This is a genomic window from Lacinutrix cladophorae (assembly GCF_053604645.1).
This window is the reverse complement of record NZ_JBSHNR010000086.1, coordinates 99,133-116,814: the sequence shown is the minus strand read 5'-3', so window position 1 is coordinate 116,814 and position 17,682 is coordinate 99,133. Positions and strand designations below refer to the sequence as shown.

The window sequence follows — 17,682 nt, the reverse complement described above, 5'->3', positions numbered from 1 at the left end:
TTATTCTTTGGTTAAAAATTGTACGTATGCTTGTGTATAATTATATTCAAAAATGGTTTGATAATATTCTAATTGTTTTTGGGAATATTGCGTTTCTGCAAGTAATAAATCGGATGTTTTTTCTAAACCTTCTTTAAATCTGTTGGTTCTAATTCTTAGTGATTCTTCCGATTGCTCTAAAGCCAATGTGGTAAGCTTTAATTTATTCTCCGCATCTATAAAAGCACGTTTTGCTTTATTCAATTCTAAATTGCTTTTTGATACGTATTGCTTATATTCTAATTTAGATTTCTCCAATTCCGATTTACTTTTTTGCGCTTTACCAAAACGCTTAGAACCTTGAAAAATATCCCAACTTAATTGTGCTCCAAATAAATACCCATTAGCATCACCTTGAAATATTTGATCATCATATAGTTCATAACTACCAAAAGCATTTAATCTTGGTAAAAATGCCATTTTATCTGCTTTGTTCATAGCTTCATATGCATTAGATGCCATTTGCATAGCTTTAATATCCGAACGATTTTCGGAAACTTTTTTATCTTCCATAGTAAACGAAGCAACGGTTAATTCATCTGTTGGAGTATACACCACATAATTTTCATCATGCATTAAAAAAGACAGATAATTAGATGCATTTTGCACATTACTCTTTGCAGTTTGCAACTGGTTTTGAACTTCGGTTACACGAACTTCTACATTTAAAACATCTGCGCGTTGTAAATAGCCTTGTTTAAAACTATTATCTGCTAATTTTTTATTTGCATTTGCAGCTTCTAATGCTTTTTCTAAAACATTTACCGCTTTATATGCTAGTTGTAATTGCATATAAGCTTTCTCTACTTCAAAAGCTAAATAATCTTGGGTTCGTTCTGTCTGTAAAGACATGGCTTCCATTTTAGACTTAGCCGCTTTACGTTGAAAAATACCATCTACATTAATTAATGGTTGTTGTATTTCAAACTTTGTAGCATAATTTTCTATTTGAGAAGGATCATTTAATAATGCAGGATTAAAATCATTTTGTGTTAATATTTCCTGATTTAATTTAGATCCAAAAGCCATTAAAGGATTTGTTGTAGCAATTGCCGTATGACTAGCTGTAATATTTGGTAAAAACACTGCATTGGTTTGTCTGTAATCTGCTTTAGCTTGCTTGAACTCTTCTTCTGAAATTTTAATACTTGTATTATTTTCAGAGACTTTAGCTAAGACTTCCGCTTTAGCAATTGGCACCATTTCTTGCGCTTTTATCGATATTGAAAAAGCCAAAAGTGCTAAGGATATATAAAAATGTTTTTTCATTAATTAATATTTTACCATACAAAAGTACATTAGATAAACACCGAAGTCAGTAACAAAAGTTACCAAGCAATTAAAGGCGCTTTTAAAACTATTTTTTATGTGGTTTAAAGCGGATGGCTTACTTTTGAAAACTATATGGATTCATTAACTCAAATTGTTTTAGGAGCTGCAGTAGGAGAAGCTGTTTTAGGTAAAAAAGTTGGAAATAAAGCCATGCTTTATGGCGCTATTGCTGGAACCATTCCCGATTTAGATGTGTTTGCTTCCTTTTTTACAGATACCGTTTCTGCACTTTCCATACATAGAGGGTTTACCCATTCGATTGTATTCTCTATATTCTTTGCTCCTGTTTTTGGATGGTTGGTATCTCGCTACGAAAAATTTAAAGATTTTAAAAGTTGGTCCTGGTTATTCTTTTGGGCATTTGTAACACATCCAATTTTAGATGCACACACTACTTGGGGAACGCAATTGTTCTGGCCTATGGATATGCGATTAGCTTTTAAAACCATATTCGTTATAGATCCTCTTTATACTTTACCGTTTTTGTTTTTTTTAATATTAGCAATGCGACAAAAACGAACATCCAACAAACGTCGTTTGTATAATAACTTTGGATTGCTATTGAGTTCTTTCTATTTACTACTCACTTTTCTTTTTAAAGGCATCGCATTTAAACAATTTGAAAAAGCTTTACAAAACCAACATGTCGAATATTTACAATTGGACACTAGACCTTCTCCTTTAAACACCATTCTTTGGAGTGCTAATGTAGAAATTGAAGATGCTTATTTATTAGGAAATTATTCGTTTTTTGATAGTCAACCTATTTCTTTTGAAACCTATCCGAAGCGTCATTATTTGTTAGGTAATTTAATTAAAAACGAAAAGGTACAACGTATGATTGCAATTTCTGAAGGTTGGTATACTATATCTGAAAAAGAAGGTGTTCTTTATTTTAATGATTTACGTTTCGGATTGTTAAGCTTAAAACCAAAAGCAGATAATTTTGTATTTCAATACAAGATAGAGGTGGATACTATAGAAAATGTAAAATTTATTGAAATGCCCAAAAACAATAGAGATGGTAAACGATTACTAGCAGATTTATGGACGCGTTTAAAAGGGAATTAAAAAATGAAAAAGCATTTATAATTTCTTACAAATGCTTTTTACTAACCAACCAAAAAAAAACTGATAACCACATCAGTTAACTCTATTTACTGTTTATAAGTTGCATGACATTGCACACAATAGTTTAATGTATTTGAAAGTGCATTAAGAGAATGCTCCTTATTTCTTTTTTTAAAAATTTCGCTCATTTTATCTGCACTTTTATGAAATTCTAGTCCCATATTTTCAAACCCTTTATCACCAAAAGAAGCACACATTAACTTCATTTCTGTAGTAGACCCTAATTTAGTATATGCTACTTTAGAAGCTTCATCATACTTTTCTTGAGAAAGAAGTAAAGTAATTTGTTGCACAGCTTCTAAATGACTTCTCATATTAGAAAGTTGATGGTTTTTCTGCATTGGATTTAATTTTAGAGAAATACGACCATCATCGATACTCATTGGCTCGAATACTGTTTTTTCTTTTGTTTTATGGGCTTCCTTTTTTTGTTCATTTTGACAGGAAAAAAATCCTGAAAAAATAAAACAAATAATTACATGTACTATACTTTTCATTTTTTATATTTTGCTTTGTCTTGTTCCTCCATGACCTCCAGCAACTACTAGCATAATTTTTATGCTTAAGTATATAAACTTAAAAAACTGCAGGATAGGATTCATCATTTTAAATCTTTGATATTTTGATATTCTTTGTGTCATGATTTTGTCTTTTAAAAAATTTCTTATTCCGGAATTAACCACCAAAAAGGTTTCATTTTAGCTTTATAAATAAAAGCATAATGCAAGGCTAATTTTAACCAATGGCCTGCTAAGCCTATTTCTCCAAAGGTTTTACCTAATTGTCTTCCTTGTGTTTTAGGATATTTTTCATAATCTGGAACTATTGGATATGTAGTAATACTAACACCACTTCCCTTAGTCATTCCGTAACCAGCTGAAGCAATACAAGCTGCCCCCATATTTCCTAAACTTCCTTTATGTTCAAGCGATTGTTTACCATTTTTAATAGAATCTATAATATTATCTGCTACCAATTTTGCGGTAATACCAGAAGGCATTCCTGTTCGTGGTGGTGCAGGTGCAATTACAGTTCCATTTTTACTCGTTCTAGGTTTAGAAATAGCATGTGGAGGAGCAAATGCTATTCCTGGTGCAAATATGTTTTTATAACTAGGATTTTGATAGGTTTCTGGCCAATCTTTAACCGACCATTCTTCATAAGGTTTTGGAGTATAATCTGCATCTACTAACATAAAACCTTTAAAAAGTTTTTCTGTAATATCCTTTTCGTTTTTATCATAAGCTTTAAACCCATGCCCTGAAAACGAGGGGATTAACATGGCAAAATCATAAGATTCTGATTTGTGTTCACCATCTAAGTTTTCATAATACGCAACCCCTTCTTCAATTTTATTAACACCTGCGCCAAGTATCCATTTAATATCTCTATCCTCAAAAATCATTTCGACCATTTCATGCGATTTCATGGTCATGCTTCCATAACTTAATAGCATACCATCCATACCGAAATCACCTAATTGGTATTCATTAGAAATCCATGTAACTTCTGCCATATCACGCACATTATGGTTGCGTAATTCTTGTTCTACATTTAAAATATACTCAAAAGCAGCACCTTGACAGGTAGATTTTGCGTGACCTGTACCAATTAAAATTTTGGCTTTTTTACCCGCTTTCATTTGCTGAATTACTTCATTTAAACCTTCCCAAGCATGGTCTGCATGTGTATATGTACAAACAGAATAGGTCTTGTTTTTACCAGGAATTAAACCTTCAGTTGCTTCAAAATTCAATTTTGGCCCTGTAGCATTAATTAAATAATCATAAGTCACTTTTTCCTGTTCTCCCTTATTTTCTCCAACAACATATTCTGCTAAAACATAAGGTTTTTTTTCAGTCTTATCTCCTTCTGGGTAAAACGAAATTGCTTTAGCTTGTTTATAACCAATACCTTTCTTTTTATACAAAGGCGCTAATGGAAACAAGATTTTTTCTGATTTCATTCTTCCAATTCCAACCCAAATATTAGAAGGGACCCACTGGTAATTACTGTTAGGAGACACTACAACTACTTCGTGTTTTTTCGGCAATTTTCTGCGTAAATGTGATGCAGCTACGTGACCTGAAATTCCAGCTCCTAGAATTACAATTTTAGACATTTTATATGATTTAATTTTTGATTTACAATTATAAATTAAGATTCTATTCAACTTATACTATTTATAAGTTCATGTGCATTACACTTCTTAACTACACTATAAAGGTTGCGTTTTTAAATAAGCTACACAGTAACTTTTGTTACACAAAAAAAGCAGCTAATTAGCTGCTTTTTTGTTCATTTTATTATCTAAGTACGTAATAAACAAGAGACCTAAAATACCCCCTAAAATGGAGACCAAACAGTTTATAAAAAAAGGAAAACTATGAAATGTTTCATTATGCATAATGGACCAAGGATCAAAACCTAATCGACCAAAAGATTTAATAAAAAAGATACTTCCAAAAACACCAACTAATGTATTTCCTGTAAAACCAAAAGAATATTGTTTTTTAAAGTAAGCAAATGTATTTGCAGCTAGGATTCCTATAAAAATACTAATTAATGAGATTAATGTTCCTGTCATAACGATACTGTTTTATTAATGTTCGCCATAGCCAACATCATCCATTTTACCTTTAAAAACACGATATTGAATAACCATATAAATAGCGACTAAAACTACTGCTATTGCAAACCAATACACACCAACAGACAAACCATATTCATGGGCTGCTACATTATATAAAGTTAAATCTGGATTTATTGAATTTGTAGAAGGTAGTACTTTTGGGAAAATGGAAGCTACTGTTGACGCTAATCCTCCTGCTAAAAATAAAGAAGAAAATAAAAATCCTTTACCATGTTTTTGGAAAGATTTCACTTTAAACAACCCAAATAATCCTATAAAAGTGATTATTGGAAAAATCCATAACCAAGGTTTATCTAAAAAATTATGAAAAGGTTTAGGTTCTATAACATGCCAAACTAGAAGTGAAATAACGACTAAAGCAAACAATACAAAATTAAGGTTAAAAACGACGCGTTTTAATTTTTCATTTAAATCGGAATTCGTTTTAAAAATAATCCAATTGGCACCATGAATGGTTAAAGCTACTACTCCAACAACACCTAATAAAACGGTAAACCAATCTAGTATTCCTAATTGCTCTGCTTGTGGACTAAACGTTGGATTCCAAAGTGGCAAAAAGAAATAATGTGCTTCGTGCGTTGAAACCCCATCTACAACACCTCCCAAATTAACTCCACGTACAACATTACCTAAAGCGACACCAAAAAAGAGTGCTAATAATAAACTGGATATTCCAAAAGCTTTATCCCAAATAGTTTCCCACATTTTATTGTGAATCTGTCCTCTTAACTCTAAACCAATTGCTCTAAAAATAAGTAACCATAAAATCATCATTAAGGGCAAATAAAAACCGCTAAAAGAAGAAGCATATAAAGTTGGAAAAGCAAAAAACAACACTCCACCAGAAGCAATTAACCAAACTTCGTTTGCATCCCAGAAAGGGCCAATAGCATTAGTAATTGCTTTTTTATCTTTTTCTTTTTTAGCAAAGAATAAATGAATAATTCCTGCTCCAAAATCATAACCGTCTAAAATTACATAAACAGCTAACATTGTCATTAAAACGATATACCAAAATAATTCCATAATTAGTGTTGATTAAGTTGTGGTCCTTTATTTATAATTTTTCCTGCTAGCATTAAAAACAATAAGCCTAGTAGTAGGTATAGACCAATAAAACCAAGTAAAGTAAATAAGGTGTTCCCGGAAGAAACCGTTGGAGATGCACCATCTGCAGTACGTAATAAATTGTAAACTAACCATGGTTGTCTACCTAATTCTGCAGTATACCAACCAGTCGTATTAGCAATATATGGAAATGGAAGCATAAATAATAAGGACCATAAAATCCATTTTGTTTGGTATAGTTTTTTACGAAATAACTGCACAGATGCTAGTAACATTAAACCAATAAATATAGTACCTAAACCAACCATAATATGATACGAATAATACAAGCCTGGAACATTAGTAGGATGTACACTTTCATCAAATTCGCTTAAACCTTTAATTTGAGCATCCCATTCTTGATAGGTTAAAAAGCTTAAGATATTTGGAACTGCTATTTTATTATCTAGTTTTTTTTCTAACATATTAGGTTGCCCAATAAGAACAATTTCTGAACCACCATCTTCGGTTTCAAAAATCCCTTCCATTGCTGCAAACGTTGCTGGTTGATGTTTTACTACATTTTTTGCTACTAAATCTCCTGTTGGAAAAGCCACTAACAAACTAGAAATCAAACCGAATACAACGCCAGTTTTTACAAACAGTTTTCCAAACTCATGATGCTTATTGTTTAACAAATAGAAAGCTCCTATTGCAGCAACAACGAAAGAAGAAGTTACTAAAGATGCAGCTTGATTGTGTAAATAAGAAGGTAATAACCAAGGATTAGAAAACAAAGCACCAAAATTATTTAAAACGAATTTTCCATTTTCTAAAATCTCATAACCTACGGGATATTGCATCCAAGAGTGTGTTGCAATAATTAAATAACCACTTGCCCAAGAGCCTAAAAAAACGAGGAAACCAGTAAGAAAATGAAGTTTATGACCTAAAAGCTTTTCTCCGAATAAAAAGAGCCCTAAAAAGGACGATTCTAAAAAGAAAGAAAACATGCCTTCCATGGCTAAGGTTTGTCCTATAATACCCCCTGTAAGTTCTGAAAATTTTGCCCAATTAGTACCAAATTGAAACTCCATAGGAATACCTGTTACAACTCCCATGGCAAAATTAAGGGCGAAAATTTTCATCCAAAATTTCGCAGCATCGTTATATTTTTCCATTTTAGAGTAGAGAAATTTCCCTTTAAAATAGACTATCAATAACGATAAACCCATAGTTAATTGTGGAAATAAATAATGGAATGTGATAGTAAATGCAAATTGCATTCTATCGTAAAAGAGCATATCTTCCATAATAAAAGACTTTTTAAACAATAAATTTATTCTGTAAAGATATTTTAAATACTTTTTAAACTATGTAACATATGTAACTAAAGATTCTATAAATTATGAAAATCTGCATTTTACATTATGAGTGTGGTTTTAACATCATCTTAACGCAGTTTAGTAACATTAGTTACACTTGATACCTTTATTTTATTTTATCATTGTACATATTTTGAAAATAAAAACTTACATATCGGCAATTTTAATGATCATCTTTTTGGTAAAACTAGGAGCCATAGATGCTAACGGATTACATTTTCTTTTTTAATTGAATTTATTTTACTTTTTTAAGATTGAATCTAATACTAAATCCTTGTCTAATTTCTTCGTACAGAAGAACCAATCTTTACAATCTAAATCTTCAGTAGAACTCATACGTTCTTCGGCTACACCGCAAGATCCAGCAGGAGAAACAATAACATCATCTCCAGGATTCCAATCTGCAGGAGTTGCGACGTTAAATTTATCGGATGTTTGCATAGCAATTAAAGCTCTATACAATTCATCAAAATTACGACCTAAACTTAATGGATAATAAATAATTGCTCGAACGGTTTCATTTGGATCTACAAAAAAGACAGCTCTTACCGCTTGAGTTTTACTTTCTCCTGGTTGAATCATTCCGTATTTTTTAGCAACTTCCATAGAAATATCTTCAATCAATGGAAATTTAACTTCAATGTCTTTCATGCCATTAAATTCGATTTTATCTTTAATAGTTCTTAACCAAGCAATGTGGCTGTATAAACCATCAATAGACAAACCTATTAGGCTGCAATTTGCTTTTTCAAACTTTTCTTCTAAATGCGCAAATGTCATAAACTCGGAAGTACAAACAGGTGTAAAATCTGCTGGGTGGCTAAATAATATAGACCATTTCCCTTTATAATCGGAAGGATAATTAATATCTCCTTGTGTGGTAACCGCTGTAAATTGAGGTGCTTTATCTCCAATTCTTGGCATTGCAAATGTTTCTTGTTGTGTTGTTTCTAATGTAGTCATAATATATAGATTTTTAATTTATCAATATTGTAAAATTACTTTAGAAGCGCTTTTTTGTATGTAACAATTGTCACTTAAATCATATTAAAAGCTTATAGTATCATAAGGGTAAACGATATTGGACAAAAAAGTCTTAATTAATACTAAACATGATAAAAATCATCTTTGTTCAAAATGGTTAACCTTATTTTTGTAGCAATGAAAATATGCACATATATATTTACTTTTTTATTAACCACACTACTTCTATTTAATAGCACCAGAGTGTCATTAACCTATATATACTATAATATGGATACTGTTGGTTTTATTGAAGTTTTTTGTGTGAATAAAGACAAGCCAGAATTAGTATGTAATGGAAAATGTCATTTAAAAAAGGTTGCAAAATCACAAAACAAAGAACAAAAAACACCAGAAAGTATTATTGATTTTAAACAGCTTCTATTGTATACAAATACTTTAGAGACTATGGTGTTTTCTAAAAAACAACATGTAAAGAAAAAGCAGATAAACACCTATCAAAACCTATATTCTTTTAAAAATATAAGCGATTGTTTTCATCCTCCAAGAGTATAATTTTATTAACAAACTAGTATTATTTCATACTACAAACAATTAATAAATAATAAAATTACTACATATGAAAACATTATATGGTGTGTTATTGTGCACACTAATTACAGCTCTGTCTTATGGTCAAGAACAAAATGAATTAAAAAAAGACAGCACCCAACAAAAAATCACGATTTTAGATGAAATAATTGTAACAGGAAATTTAAAAAAAGATCCTGTTTTGACTGTTGTTTCTAATAATTACGAGAAAGACATTGTGCAACCTAAAAATGTTGCCGATTTGTTTAATAACATCAATGGATTTTCGGTAATAAAAAGAGGGAATTATGCTATAGACCCTTCTTTTAGAGCTTCACAATACGAACAATTAAACATTCAATATGATGGAGGGACAAAAGCTATGCATGCTTGCCCAAATCGAATGGATCCAATAACCACACATATAATACCCGAAGAAATTTCTAAAATTGAAATAATTAAAGGTCCGTATACTGTACGTTATGGAGCTACTTTTGGAGGTATCATCAATTTGGTAACACAAAAACCAGATTATGAAGATTATGGGTTACATGGAAAAGTTTCTGCTGGTTATGAAAGTAACGGAAACAATTTAGTAAACTTAGCGCAACTACAGTATATTCAAGAAAAATATGATATAGTTGCTAATGCTGGTTACCGAGATTTTGGTAATTATGAGGATGGAGATGGTACTGAAATACCTTCTTCTTTTAGAAGTACCGATTACGGAATTAAAATTGGATATAATTTTACAGATGACCAACGTTTACAAGCACATTGGCGACAATCTTTTGGACGAGATGTATTACATGCTGCTTTACCAATGGATACAGAATATGATGATAGCAGTATATTATCTTTAGATTATAAATTAGAAAATATAAGCGATAAGGCTAAATCATTAACAGCAAAAGCGTATTATAGTTATGTTGATCATTTAATGACTAATAACAATAGACCTTCATTTATGATGATGGAAGCTGCATCTGCTGTAGATGCTACAACTATTGGAGGAAAACTTGAACTAAACTGGAAACCATTAGAGAAACTAAATATTTTTTCTGGTGTAGATGCCATGCATATAGCTAGAGATGGAGGAAGAACTCGATTAGTAAAAGTAATGAATGGTACCATGTTACCTACACCAATAACTTTTAATGACAAAGTTTGGCAAGATTCTTACATTACAGATTTAGGTGTTTTTACGGAAGCTAAGTACAATATTCATCCTAAAACCATATTTACAGCAGGAATTCGCTATGACCATGTAACATCAAACATACAAGATCCAGAAGTAGATTTTGAAGCTATGTATGATTTAGAAAAACGTACAGAACATAATATAAGTGGTACTGTTTCTATTAAAAGTAAAGTGTCTAGTAACTTTACATTAGAAACTGCTTATGGTCGTGGTGTACGCTCTGCTAATATGATTGAGCGTTTTATAAATCACTTTACTGTAGGGCAAGATCCTTATGAATATATAGGAAACCCTAATTTAAAAGCAGAAGTAAACAATCAATTTGAAATAGGGTTTAAGGGAAAAGAAGCTTTAAAAAATGGCTTTAATAGATTTTCTTATGAAACGTCATTTTATTATTCCTATTTTGAAAACTATATTGTTGGAATCATTGATCCATCCATTTCAAGGAAATTTAATCCAACAGTAGAACCTACAAGCGTTAAAGTATTTCAAAATATAGATGAAGCGTATAAAACTGGTTTTGAAATAATGGCACAAGTAGATTTTTTAAAAGATTATTATTTCAAAACAGATTTTGCTTATGTGTATTCTAAAAACAAAGATTTAGCAGAGTCTTTACCTTTAACACCTCCTTTTACCACTAGATTATTTTTAGGATTTCAAAAAGAAAAAGTATGGGCAAATGTACAATACAATGTTGTTTCTAAGCAGGAAAACATTTCTGTAAGTTATGGAGAAACGGAAACAGAGGGTTACCAAACTGTAGATATTCGTTTCGGTATAAAACCAATAAAGAATATTACTTTAGGTGCAGCAATACTTAATGCATTAGATGAAGATTTCAATAGTCATTTAAACTTTTCGTTTACCAACCAAGCGGACTTTGGGTACAAACCAATTACAGAACCAGGGAGAAACTTTTCTGCCTTTTTACAGTATAAGTTTTAAAATATTAGAACAAAAAAAAAGGAGAACAATAAAAATTGTTCTCCTTTTTTTTATACCATAAATTATTTTTTAAAAATCATCTTTCCTTTGGTTCTTCTCCTTTATTTCTATCATTACTAGACATAGATTTCACTAAAAAAAACACAAGAGCTGCACAAACGAAAGCGAAAACAGCTATCATTATTACTCCGTTATTCCAGTTAGATAATGCAATACTTTGAGATATCATAATTTTTATTTTTAAGCTTTATATATTAATGTAAAATTACAATGGAAGAAGAAAAATAAATATGACAAATATCATAAAACAAAAAAAGCATCTTAAAAAATAAGATGCTTTGCTATTAATCAATCATATATCGTTTTATAAAAACTAATATTATACAAACTTATAGTAATCTATCGATTCTATTTGCAACTTTTGTTACACTTCTTTTCCTTTCATCATTTTATTCCAATATAAATAAGGCAATCCGTATTTTTTAAGCATCCACAATCTCCAATGTTCTTTTTCACTATTAAAAACCAGCATTTGTTTTAATTTTGGATCTGGAATAAAATTGTTATCGTAATCAAATTCTGCCAAAATCATTTTACCATATCCAGTAACTAAAGGACATGACGAATAACCATTATAAGATTTAGTTCCTTTTTTATTATGTGCTATTAATTGTAATATATTATCGGAAACAACAGGTACTTGTTTACGTATAGCTGCTCCTGTTTTTGCAGTTGGTAAAGCTGCAACATCGCCTAAACCAAAAATATTTGCATGTTTATTGTGTTGTAGTGTTTGTTTATCAACATTTAACCAACCAGCGTCATTAACTAAAGTAGAATTTTTAACAAAATCTGGAGCCCGTTGTGGTGGAGCAAGATGTAGCATATCAAAAGGCATTTCAATAATAGACTCGCCAGACATGATTTCTCTTAACGCATTATCTTCATTAATAACACATTTATTTTCACCTGTACCAACTCCCTTAAATGTTACCATTTGGTTTTCACCATCAATTTTAATTGGTGCGTAAAAGGGTTTAAAATGAATACCATATTTGCTAATAACTTGCATTAAACTTTCTCTAATTTCTTTTACTCCAAAAATAACCGAACCTGGAGTTGCAAAAACAACATTAGATTTGTTTTTAAGTCCATTTTTATTGATATAATCTGCTGCTAAATACGCTATTTTTTGAGGAGCTCCACCACATTTAATTGGTGTCGTTGGTTGTGTAAAAACAGCATTACCGCCTTTAAAATTTTTTAGAACTTCCCAAGTATGTTTTGGATCTGTATAATTGCTACAAACTACTCCTTTCCCTAAAGACTCTGTTAGCCCTTCAATTAAAGACGTATCCATAACTAAACCAGGAGAAACGATAAGATAGTCATAAGTAATATCACCATTTTCTTTTGTTGAAACCGAATTCCCTTCAGGATTAAAACCAGTAGCATAATCTTTAATCCAATCTACACCTTTTGGCATCACAGAAGCCATGCTGTGTTTGGTTTTATCAAAATCAAAAGTTCCACCTCCAACAAGTGTCCAAGCGGGTTGATAATAATGCCAATCTGCTGGCTCAATTAATCCAATGTCTAAATATTTATCTTTGGAAAGTAAATTAGCAGAAATCATAATTCCTCCTGTACCTCCACCAATGACTAAGATTTGATAGTGAGATTTCATTAAAAAAGTTTTAAGTTAGATTTTATTTGTATAAAAATAGTAGTCTAACTTATAATTTCATGTAACTAATGTTACATAAAGCGACATTTAATAAGAAATAATAAGTTTTACAGCGTAAAAATTATCACTTTCGCAAAATAAGTGCTAAAAAAATTACTTTTTAATTTTACAGGTATTTATACCCAATAATGTATATAAAGGGCAAAAACTAATTAAACTTGTAAGCACAAATATTACAGCTAATGCTAAAAGTATATAAGCTAGTGTGCCGACTAATAGTCCTTGCCAAAATAATACTGCAATAGTTATTGCTATTATTATTCTTATACCACGATCTAAACCATTCATATTTACTTTCATAATATATCTTTTTTAATTATTACTTTATTAAAAATCTTATAAGCAGATTTAGTTATTATGTTAAAAATTAAAAAATTGTTTTATTTATTTTTTAGTTACCATTATAAAAAACAACTCTTTCCCTTGTCTTTCTTTGATAGAATTATGTGCTTCTTCCATTATTTTAATTTCAAAGTACGGTTTAAAATACTCTAAATATTCAGCTTTATAACCTCCAAAAGGTGGATGTGTTTGGTTTAAAAGTGTATTAAAAAGCAAACCAACTAATTTACCATTTGTATTTGTAATTTCTGAAGCTTTTACAGCATAAGCTGGTCGCAAATCAGGTGTTATTGCACAGAAAAAGGTTTGTTCAATAATAAGATCGAAAGCCATATCGATATCAAAAAAGTCTTCTTGAATGAGATGAGAAGTTGGAAATGAAGGTACTCTGGTTTTAATATTTTGTAAAGCCGTTTTTGATAGATCTACAACATAAACATTTTCAAAACCTTTATTATGAAGATATTCAGCTTCATAACTATTTCCACCTCCTGGAATTAAAATTTTGAGGTTTTTATTTGTTAATTGGTCAATATAGGTTTTCAGTGGTGTTGAAATTTCGCCTAAATCCCAACCTGTTTTCTTTGTTTTATATCTATCCTCCCAAAACTCTTGGTTTAAATCCATTAATTGGAAGTATTGATAATATTAATGATGTCGTTTTTTTGAAGCACACCAGACTGCCTCCACACTTGTTTTCCGTTTTTAAAAAGCAACATTGTTGGTACTCCTCTAACTTGGTATTTTGCTGCTAAAGGTTGGTTTTTATCTACATCAATTTTTATAATGGTTACACCATCACCTAATGTATCTTTTACTTCTTTTAAAATAGGGCCTAAAGTTTTACATGGTCCACACCAAGTAGCAAAAAAGTCAACTAAAACTGGTGTTTCTTTATTTATTAATTCTGAAAATTTGCTCATACCTAACTTAAATTATTTATCGAAAGTAATACTCCAAATACCTCTAACTTGATTAATATTATAGCCTGTAGCTTTATCTTGAGGATATAAACTAGTAAGCTTACTTAAAGTTGGCTTATGTATATCTTGATTTGGTTTGCCGTGGCACTGTAAACACATTGCATTCGTTGTAATTGGGTAATATACATGTACTTTATTTTCTAACTGATCGACAATTGGCTTTGGCTCAATACTATTTTTAATATCCTTTTTAAAAGAATTAATATACACTAATTCTTTATCATTTGCTTGATTGTTTTGGTTTCTAGGTTTATCGGAAACACGTTTAATAGTAGCATTGTGCACAACAGACATACTATCGGTTAAAGGGTAAGCTTTTTCATTACAAAATGCTAAAGCTTCTAAAGTTCCTTTTTTTTGAATGGTTCCCATTAAATTTTTGCCTAAAACAGCTTTTGTTGTTAGTGCATATTTTAAACCACGTTCGTCATATGGCAAGTCTTTTAAGTTTGTTTCTGCTTGCTGTTTCTGCTGTGCTTGACCATTCCCTTTATACTTTCCTTTACCTTGACCATTATGTTTTCCTTTACCCAATCCCATTTCTTCATTATAATGTTTTTCAAACCATTTCGGTTGGGCAATATCAAAATCATACATATAATCAGCAATTTGCGTTATGGTTTCTTCAGGAAAAGGCTGTTTTGGCATTACTCCAAATCGTTTAACAGCACCATACATTTTGGCATCCTCTGCATTAGGGTTTTTAATCCAAGTTTGCATTTGTGTTATAAACTGTTCTTTAGTTATATTGTCTTTAATATAATGTTTTTTAATAGCAATCATTGGAGGGCCAATTCGGTCTTCCTGACTAGCTGTAGGACTATGACAAGTATAGCAATTGGTTTCCATTAGTTTTTTTCCTGGATGTTTTTTTGCTTGCATTTGCTTTTCAAAAGCTGAAAATTCTTTCTTATTGGAGTTATTACAACTCCATATAAAAATGGAAAATATAGATAGTATTATTAAATTTTTCATGTTTAATTTATTTTGAAAGTTTACCCGTAGCACAACTAACAAAAGATTTTGCTTTTGAAGTTAAAGAATTTGCATCCTCAATAGTTGGATAACCTAAAGTCTTTAATTTATCTCTAACTAGAAGTGCATCTGCTTCATTTATATGATTAAAAGTCACTTTACTATCTTCAACATCAACATTAATATCATTTATATTTTCAATTTCGGATAATTTTGTTGTGATGGTATGTGCACAACCGCCACATTTTAAATTTTGTACTATTATTGTAGTCTTCATTTTTTATATTTTTTTGAAAAGTATTTGCTTAAAAATTACAGGAATTACAAGAGTTTTACAAGTTTAGTTTCAAAACATTTTTTGCCTGCAAACTAAATCTATTCCTTTAGGTTTTTAAATGTTGTTATATTATTTGTAGTTTAAAATTCCTCCTTTTAAATCATAAATTTCTGTAAAGCCCATTGCTTCTAACTTTTTTGAAGTTTGCCTACTTCTACTTCCGCTTCTGCAATAGACATAAACAGCTTCGTTTTTATTTAGTTTATTGAATTCTATATTAAATTTTCCAGAGTAAAAATCAATATTTTTTGCTCCATTGATATGTCCCGATTTAAATTCTCCTGGAGTTCTAACATCAATTAATTGTACTACTTTGTTTTCTGTTTGGGCTTTAAATTCTTCTGAAGACAACACTTTAATAGTACTGTTTTTAGAAGTGTTAGAACCGAATAATGCTGTAAAAAAAGACATGATAATTATGTATTTCATATTTAAAATTATATCTAATAAAATTAATCAATAAATCACCAAATATTGGTAACTTTTGTTACATAAAAAAAGCATGTATACAAAAATGCAATACACGCTTTTATTAACTAAAAAAACTATTTTTTTACTTTAATGTTGAAGGACAAACATAGTCTGTTCTTGGTACAGAAGTATTTTTAATTGCTCCATAACCACCAGCAATATCAATAAAATTGTGTATTCCTCTACTTTTTAAAATAGAAGCTGCTATTACAGATCTGTAACCACCAGCACAATGTATATAGAATGGTTTATCTTCTGGAAACTCGCTTAAATGACTATTAATAGTATCTAATGCAGTATGTTTTGCTCCGTCGATATGCTCTGATAGAAATTCGCCATCTTTTCTAACATCAAAAACAACATCTTTATTATCTTCAAATCTATTAGCAAACTCTTCTGCATTAATAGATGTTAAGGTATCATAATCCATTCCTGCTTGTTTCCAAGCTTCAAAACTACCCTCTAAATACCCTATTACATTATCAAAACCAACACGAGAAAGTCTTGTTATAACTTCTTCTTCCCTTCCTTTTGGTGCAATCAATAAAATTGGTAAACTAACATCTGCTATTAATGCTCCAACCCAAGGAGCAAAACCACCATCAATTCCTATAAAAATAGAACGAGGAATATGCCCTTTAATAAAATCTGTTTGATGACGTACATCTAAAACAATAGCTTCCGTTTCATTTGCAGCTACTTCAAAAGCTTTTGGGGTTAAAGGTTTTTGTGATTTTGTCATGACTTTATCAAAGCTTTCATAACCTTGAATATTCATCATTACATTTTGTGGAAAGTATGCTGGAGGTGCTGTTAAACCATCTAATAATTCATCTATAAATTCTTCTTTAGTCATATCTGCACGTAATGCATAATTAACCTTTTTCTGATTTCCTAAAGTATCTGTGGTCTCTTTACTCATATTTTTACCACATGCAGAACCAGCGCCATGATTTGGATACACAATTAAATCATCACTTAGTGGCATAATTTTATTGCGAAGTGAATCATATAAATAACCAGCTAATTTTTCTTGTGTTAGATCTGAAGCAATTTTTTGCGCTAAATCTGGTCTACCAACATCACCAATAAATAAAGTGTCTCCAGTAACGATACCATGTTCATTACCATTTTCATCTATTAAAAGGTAGGTGGTACTTTCCATAGTATGCCCTGGTGTATGAATTACTTTTATTTTGTAATCACCAATTTCAAATATTTGACCATCTGTTGCAATTAATGCTTCGTAAGAAGGTTTTGCTGTTGGACCAAATACAATTTGTGCTCCAGACTTTTCTTTTAAATCTAAATGGCCAGAGACAAAATCTGCATGAAAATGCGTTTCAAAAATGTATTTTATTTTAGCATCATCTAGTTTTGCTCTATTGATATAAGGTTGTACTTCTCTTAATGGATCTATAATTGCTGCTTCGCCATTACTTTCTATATAATAAGCTGCATGCGCTAGGCATCCTGTATAAATTTGTTCTACCTTCATTTTTTTATTATTTAATTTTATATGAAATGTCTTTAC

20 protein-coding genes are annotated in these 17,682 nt (G+C 30.5%); 3 read left to right on the top strand and 17 right to left on the bottom strand.

All coding sequences use genetic code 11. The features are described from left to right. Entirely contained in the window at positions 1-1,308 is a 1,308-nt protein-coding gene (locus ACVC3Y_RS04020; RefSeq protein ID WP_452226180.1) for a TolC family protein, read from the bottom strand. Positions 1,309-1,443: 135 nt separating this feature from the next. On the opposite strand from ACVC3Y_RS04020, the gene ACVC3Y_RS04015 reads away from it, so the two are divergent. Beyond that, a complete protein-coding gene (locus ACVC3Y_RS04015; protein ID WP_303424681.1) occupies positions 1,444-2,442 on the top strand; it encodes a metal-dependent hydrolase in 999 nt (332 codons plus the stop codon). An 86-nt stretch (positions 2,443-2,528) separates the two neighbouring features. Here ACVC3Y_RS04015 and ACVC3Y_RS04010 read toward each other — a convergent pair whose 3' ends face one another. From ACVC3Y_RS04010 to ACVC3Y_RS03980, 7 genes are all read right to left on the bottom strand, one after another. Continuing rightward, positions 2,529-2,999, bottom strand: coding sequence for a hypothetical protein (locus ACVC3Y_RS04010; RefSeq protein ID WP_452226179.1), 471 nt, complete (start codon positions 2,997-2,999; stop codon positions 2,529-2,531). A gap of 3 nt (positions 3,000-3,002) precedes the next feature. Then, positions 3,003-3,143 carry a hypothetical protein gene (locus tag ACVC3Y_RS04005; protein ID WP_303424353.1) on the bottom strand — a complete coding sequence of 47 codons (141 nt, stop codon included), beginning with the start codon at positions 3,141-3,143 and terminating at the stop codon, positions 3,003-3,005. Positions 3,144-3,166: 23 nt separating this feature from the next. After that, positions 3,167-4,624 (bottom strand): NAD(P)/FAD-dependent oxidoreductase, encoded by a 1,458-nt coding sequence (locus ACVC3Y_RS04000; RefSeq protein ID WP_303424351.1) that lies wholly within the window; start codon positions 4,622-4,624, stop codon positions 3,167-3,169. Positions 4,625-4,780: 156 nt separating this feature from the next. After that, a complete protein-coding gene (locus ACVC3Y_RS03995; RefSeq protein WP_452226178.1) occupies positions 4,781-5,089 on the bottom strand; it encodes a hypothetical protein in 309 nt (102 codons plus the stop codon). Positions 5,090-5,104: 15 nt separating this feature from the next. Beyond that, on the bottom strand, positions 5,105-6,181 hold the full coding sequence (cydB, locus tag ACVC3Y_RS03990) for a cytochrome d ubiquinol oxidase subunit II (protein ID WP_452226177.1): 1,077 nt from the start codon (positions 6,179-6,181) through the stop codon (positions 5,105-5,107). 2 nt (positions 6,182-6,183) lie between these two features. Beyond that, positions 6,184-7,515, bottom strand: coding sequence for a cytochrome ubiquinol oxidase subunit I (locus tag ACVC3Y_RS03985; protein ID WP_303424348.1), 1,332 nt, complete (start codon positions 7,513-7,515; stop codon positions 6,184-6,186). 312 nt (positions 7,516-7,827) lie between these two features. Continuing rightward, positions 7,828-8,550 carry a peroxiredoxin gene (locus ACVC3Y_RS03980; protein WP_303424346.1) on the bottom strand — a complete coding sequence of 241 codons (723 nt, stop codon included), beginning with the start codon at positions 8,548-8,550 and terminating at the stop codon, positions 7,828-7,830. Between the two features lie 198 nt (positions 8,551-8,748). Here ACVC3Y_RS03980 and ACVC3Y_RS03975 point away from each other — a divergent pair, with 198 nt between their 5' ends. Together ACVC3Y_RS03975 and ACVC3Y_RS03970 are read left to right on the top strand one after the other, a co-directional pair. Then, a complete protein-coding gene (locus ACVC3Y_RS03975; RefSeq protein ID WP_452226176.1) occupies positions 8,749-9,126 on the top strand; it encodes a hypothetical protein in 378 nt (125 codons plus the stop codon). A 64-nt stretch (positions 9,127-9,190) separates the two neighbouring features. Further along, positions 9,191-11,293: a TonB-dependent receptor domain-containing protein gene (locus ACVC3Y_RS03970; RefSeq protein WP_452226175.1), complete on the top strand. Its 2,103-nt coding sequence runs from the start codon at positions 9,191-9,193 to the stop codon at positions 11,291-11,293. Between the two features lie 76 nt (positions 11,294-11,369). Here the strand turns inward: ACVC3Y_RS03970 and ACVC3Y_RS03965 are convergent, their stop codons facing one another. From ACVC3Y_RS03965 to ACVC3Y_RS03925, 9 genes are all read right to left on the bottom strand, one after another. After that, a complete protein-coding gene (locus ACVC3Y_RS03965; RefSeq protein ID WP_303424342.1) occupies positions 11,370-11,522 on the bottom strand; it encodes a hypothetical protein in 153 nt (50 codons plus the stop codon). A 195-nt stretch (positions 11,523-11,717) separates the two neighbouring features. Continuing rightward, on the bottom strand, positions 11,718-12,980 hold the full coding sequence (locus ACVC3Y_RS03960; protein ID WP_452226174.1) for an NAD(P)/FAD-dependent oxidoreductase: 1,263 nt from the start codon (positions 12,978-12,980) through the stop codon (positions 11,718-11,720). Positions 12,981-13,133: 153 nt separating this feature from the next. After that, the gene (locus tag ACVC3Y_RS03955) at positions 13,134-13,340 is read right to left on the bottom strand and encodes a YgaP family membrane protein (protein WP_303424338.1); all 207 of its coding nucleotides are present in this window, start codon (positions 13,338-13,340) and stop codon (positions 13,134-13,136) included. A gap of 84 nt (positions 13,341-13,424) precedes the next feature. Then, positions 13,425-14,009 carry a methyltransferase domain-containing protein gene (locus tag ACVC3Y_RS03950; protein WP_303424336.1) on the bottom strand — a complete coding sequence of 195 codons (585 nt, stop codon included), beginning with the start codon at positions 14,007-14,009 and terminating at the stop codon, positions 13,425-13,427. After that, the gene (gene trxA / locus ACVC3Y_RS03945; RefSeq protein ID WP_303424335.1) at positions 14,009-14,305 is read right to left on the bottom strand and encodes a thioredoxin; all 297 of its coding nucleotides are present in this window, start codon (positions 14,303-14,305) and stop codon (positions 14,009-14,011) included. The genes ACVC3Y_RS03950 and trxA overlap by 1 nt, the downstream gene beginning before the upstream one ends. Positions 14,306-14,317: 12 nt before the next feature. Further along, positions 14,318-15,340, bottom strand: a complete 1,023-nt coding sequence (locus tag ACVC3Y_RS03940) for a Tll0287-like domain-containing protein (protein ID WP_452226173.1) — start codon at positions 15,338-15,340, stop codon at positions 14,318-14,320. Positions 15,341-15,347: 7 nt separating this feature from the next. Then, positions 15,348-15,617 carry a heavy-metal-associated domain-containing protein gene (locus ACVC3Y_RS03935; protein ID WP_303424332.1) on the bottom strand — a complete coding sequence of 90 codons (270 nt, stop codon included), beginning with the start codon at positions 15,615-15,617 and terminating at the stop codon, positions 15,348-15,350. Positions 15,618-15,746: 129 nt separating this feature from the next. Beyond that, positions 15,747-16,106: a rhodanese-like domain-containing protein gene (locus ACVC3Y_RS03930; protein ID WP_303424330.1), complete on the bottom strand. Its 360-nt coding sequence runs from the start codon at positions 16,104-16,106 to the stop codon at positions 15,747-15,749. A gap of 124 nt (positions 16,107-16,230) precedes the next feature. Then, complete coding sequence (locus ACVC3Y_RS03925; protein ID WP_452226172.1) at positions 16,231-17,646, bottom strand: MBL fold metallo-hydrolase; 1,416 nt, start codon at positions 17,644-17,646, stop codon at positions 16,231-16,233. Positions 17,647-17,682 lie beyond the last annotated feature (36 nt).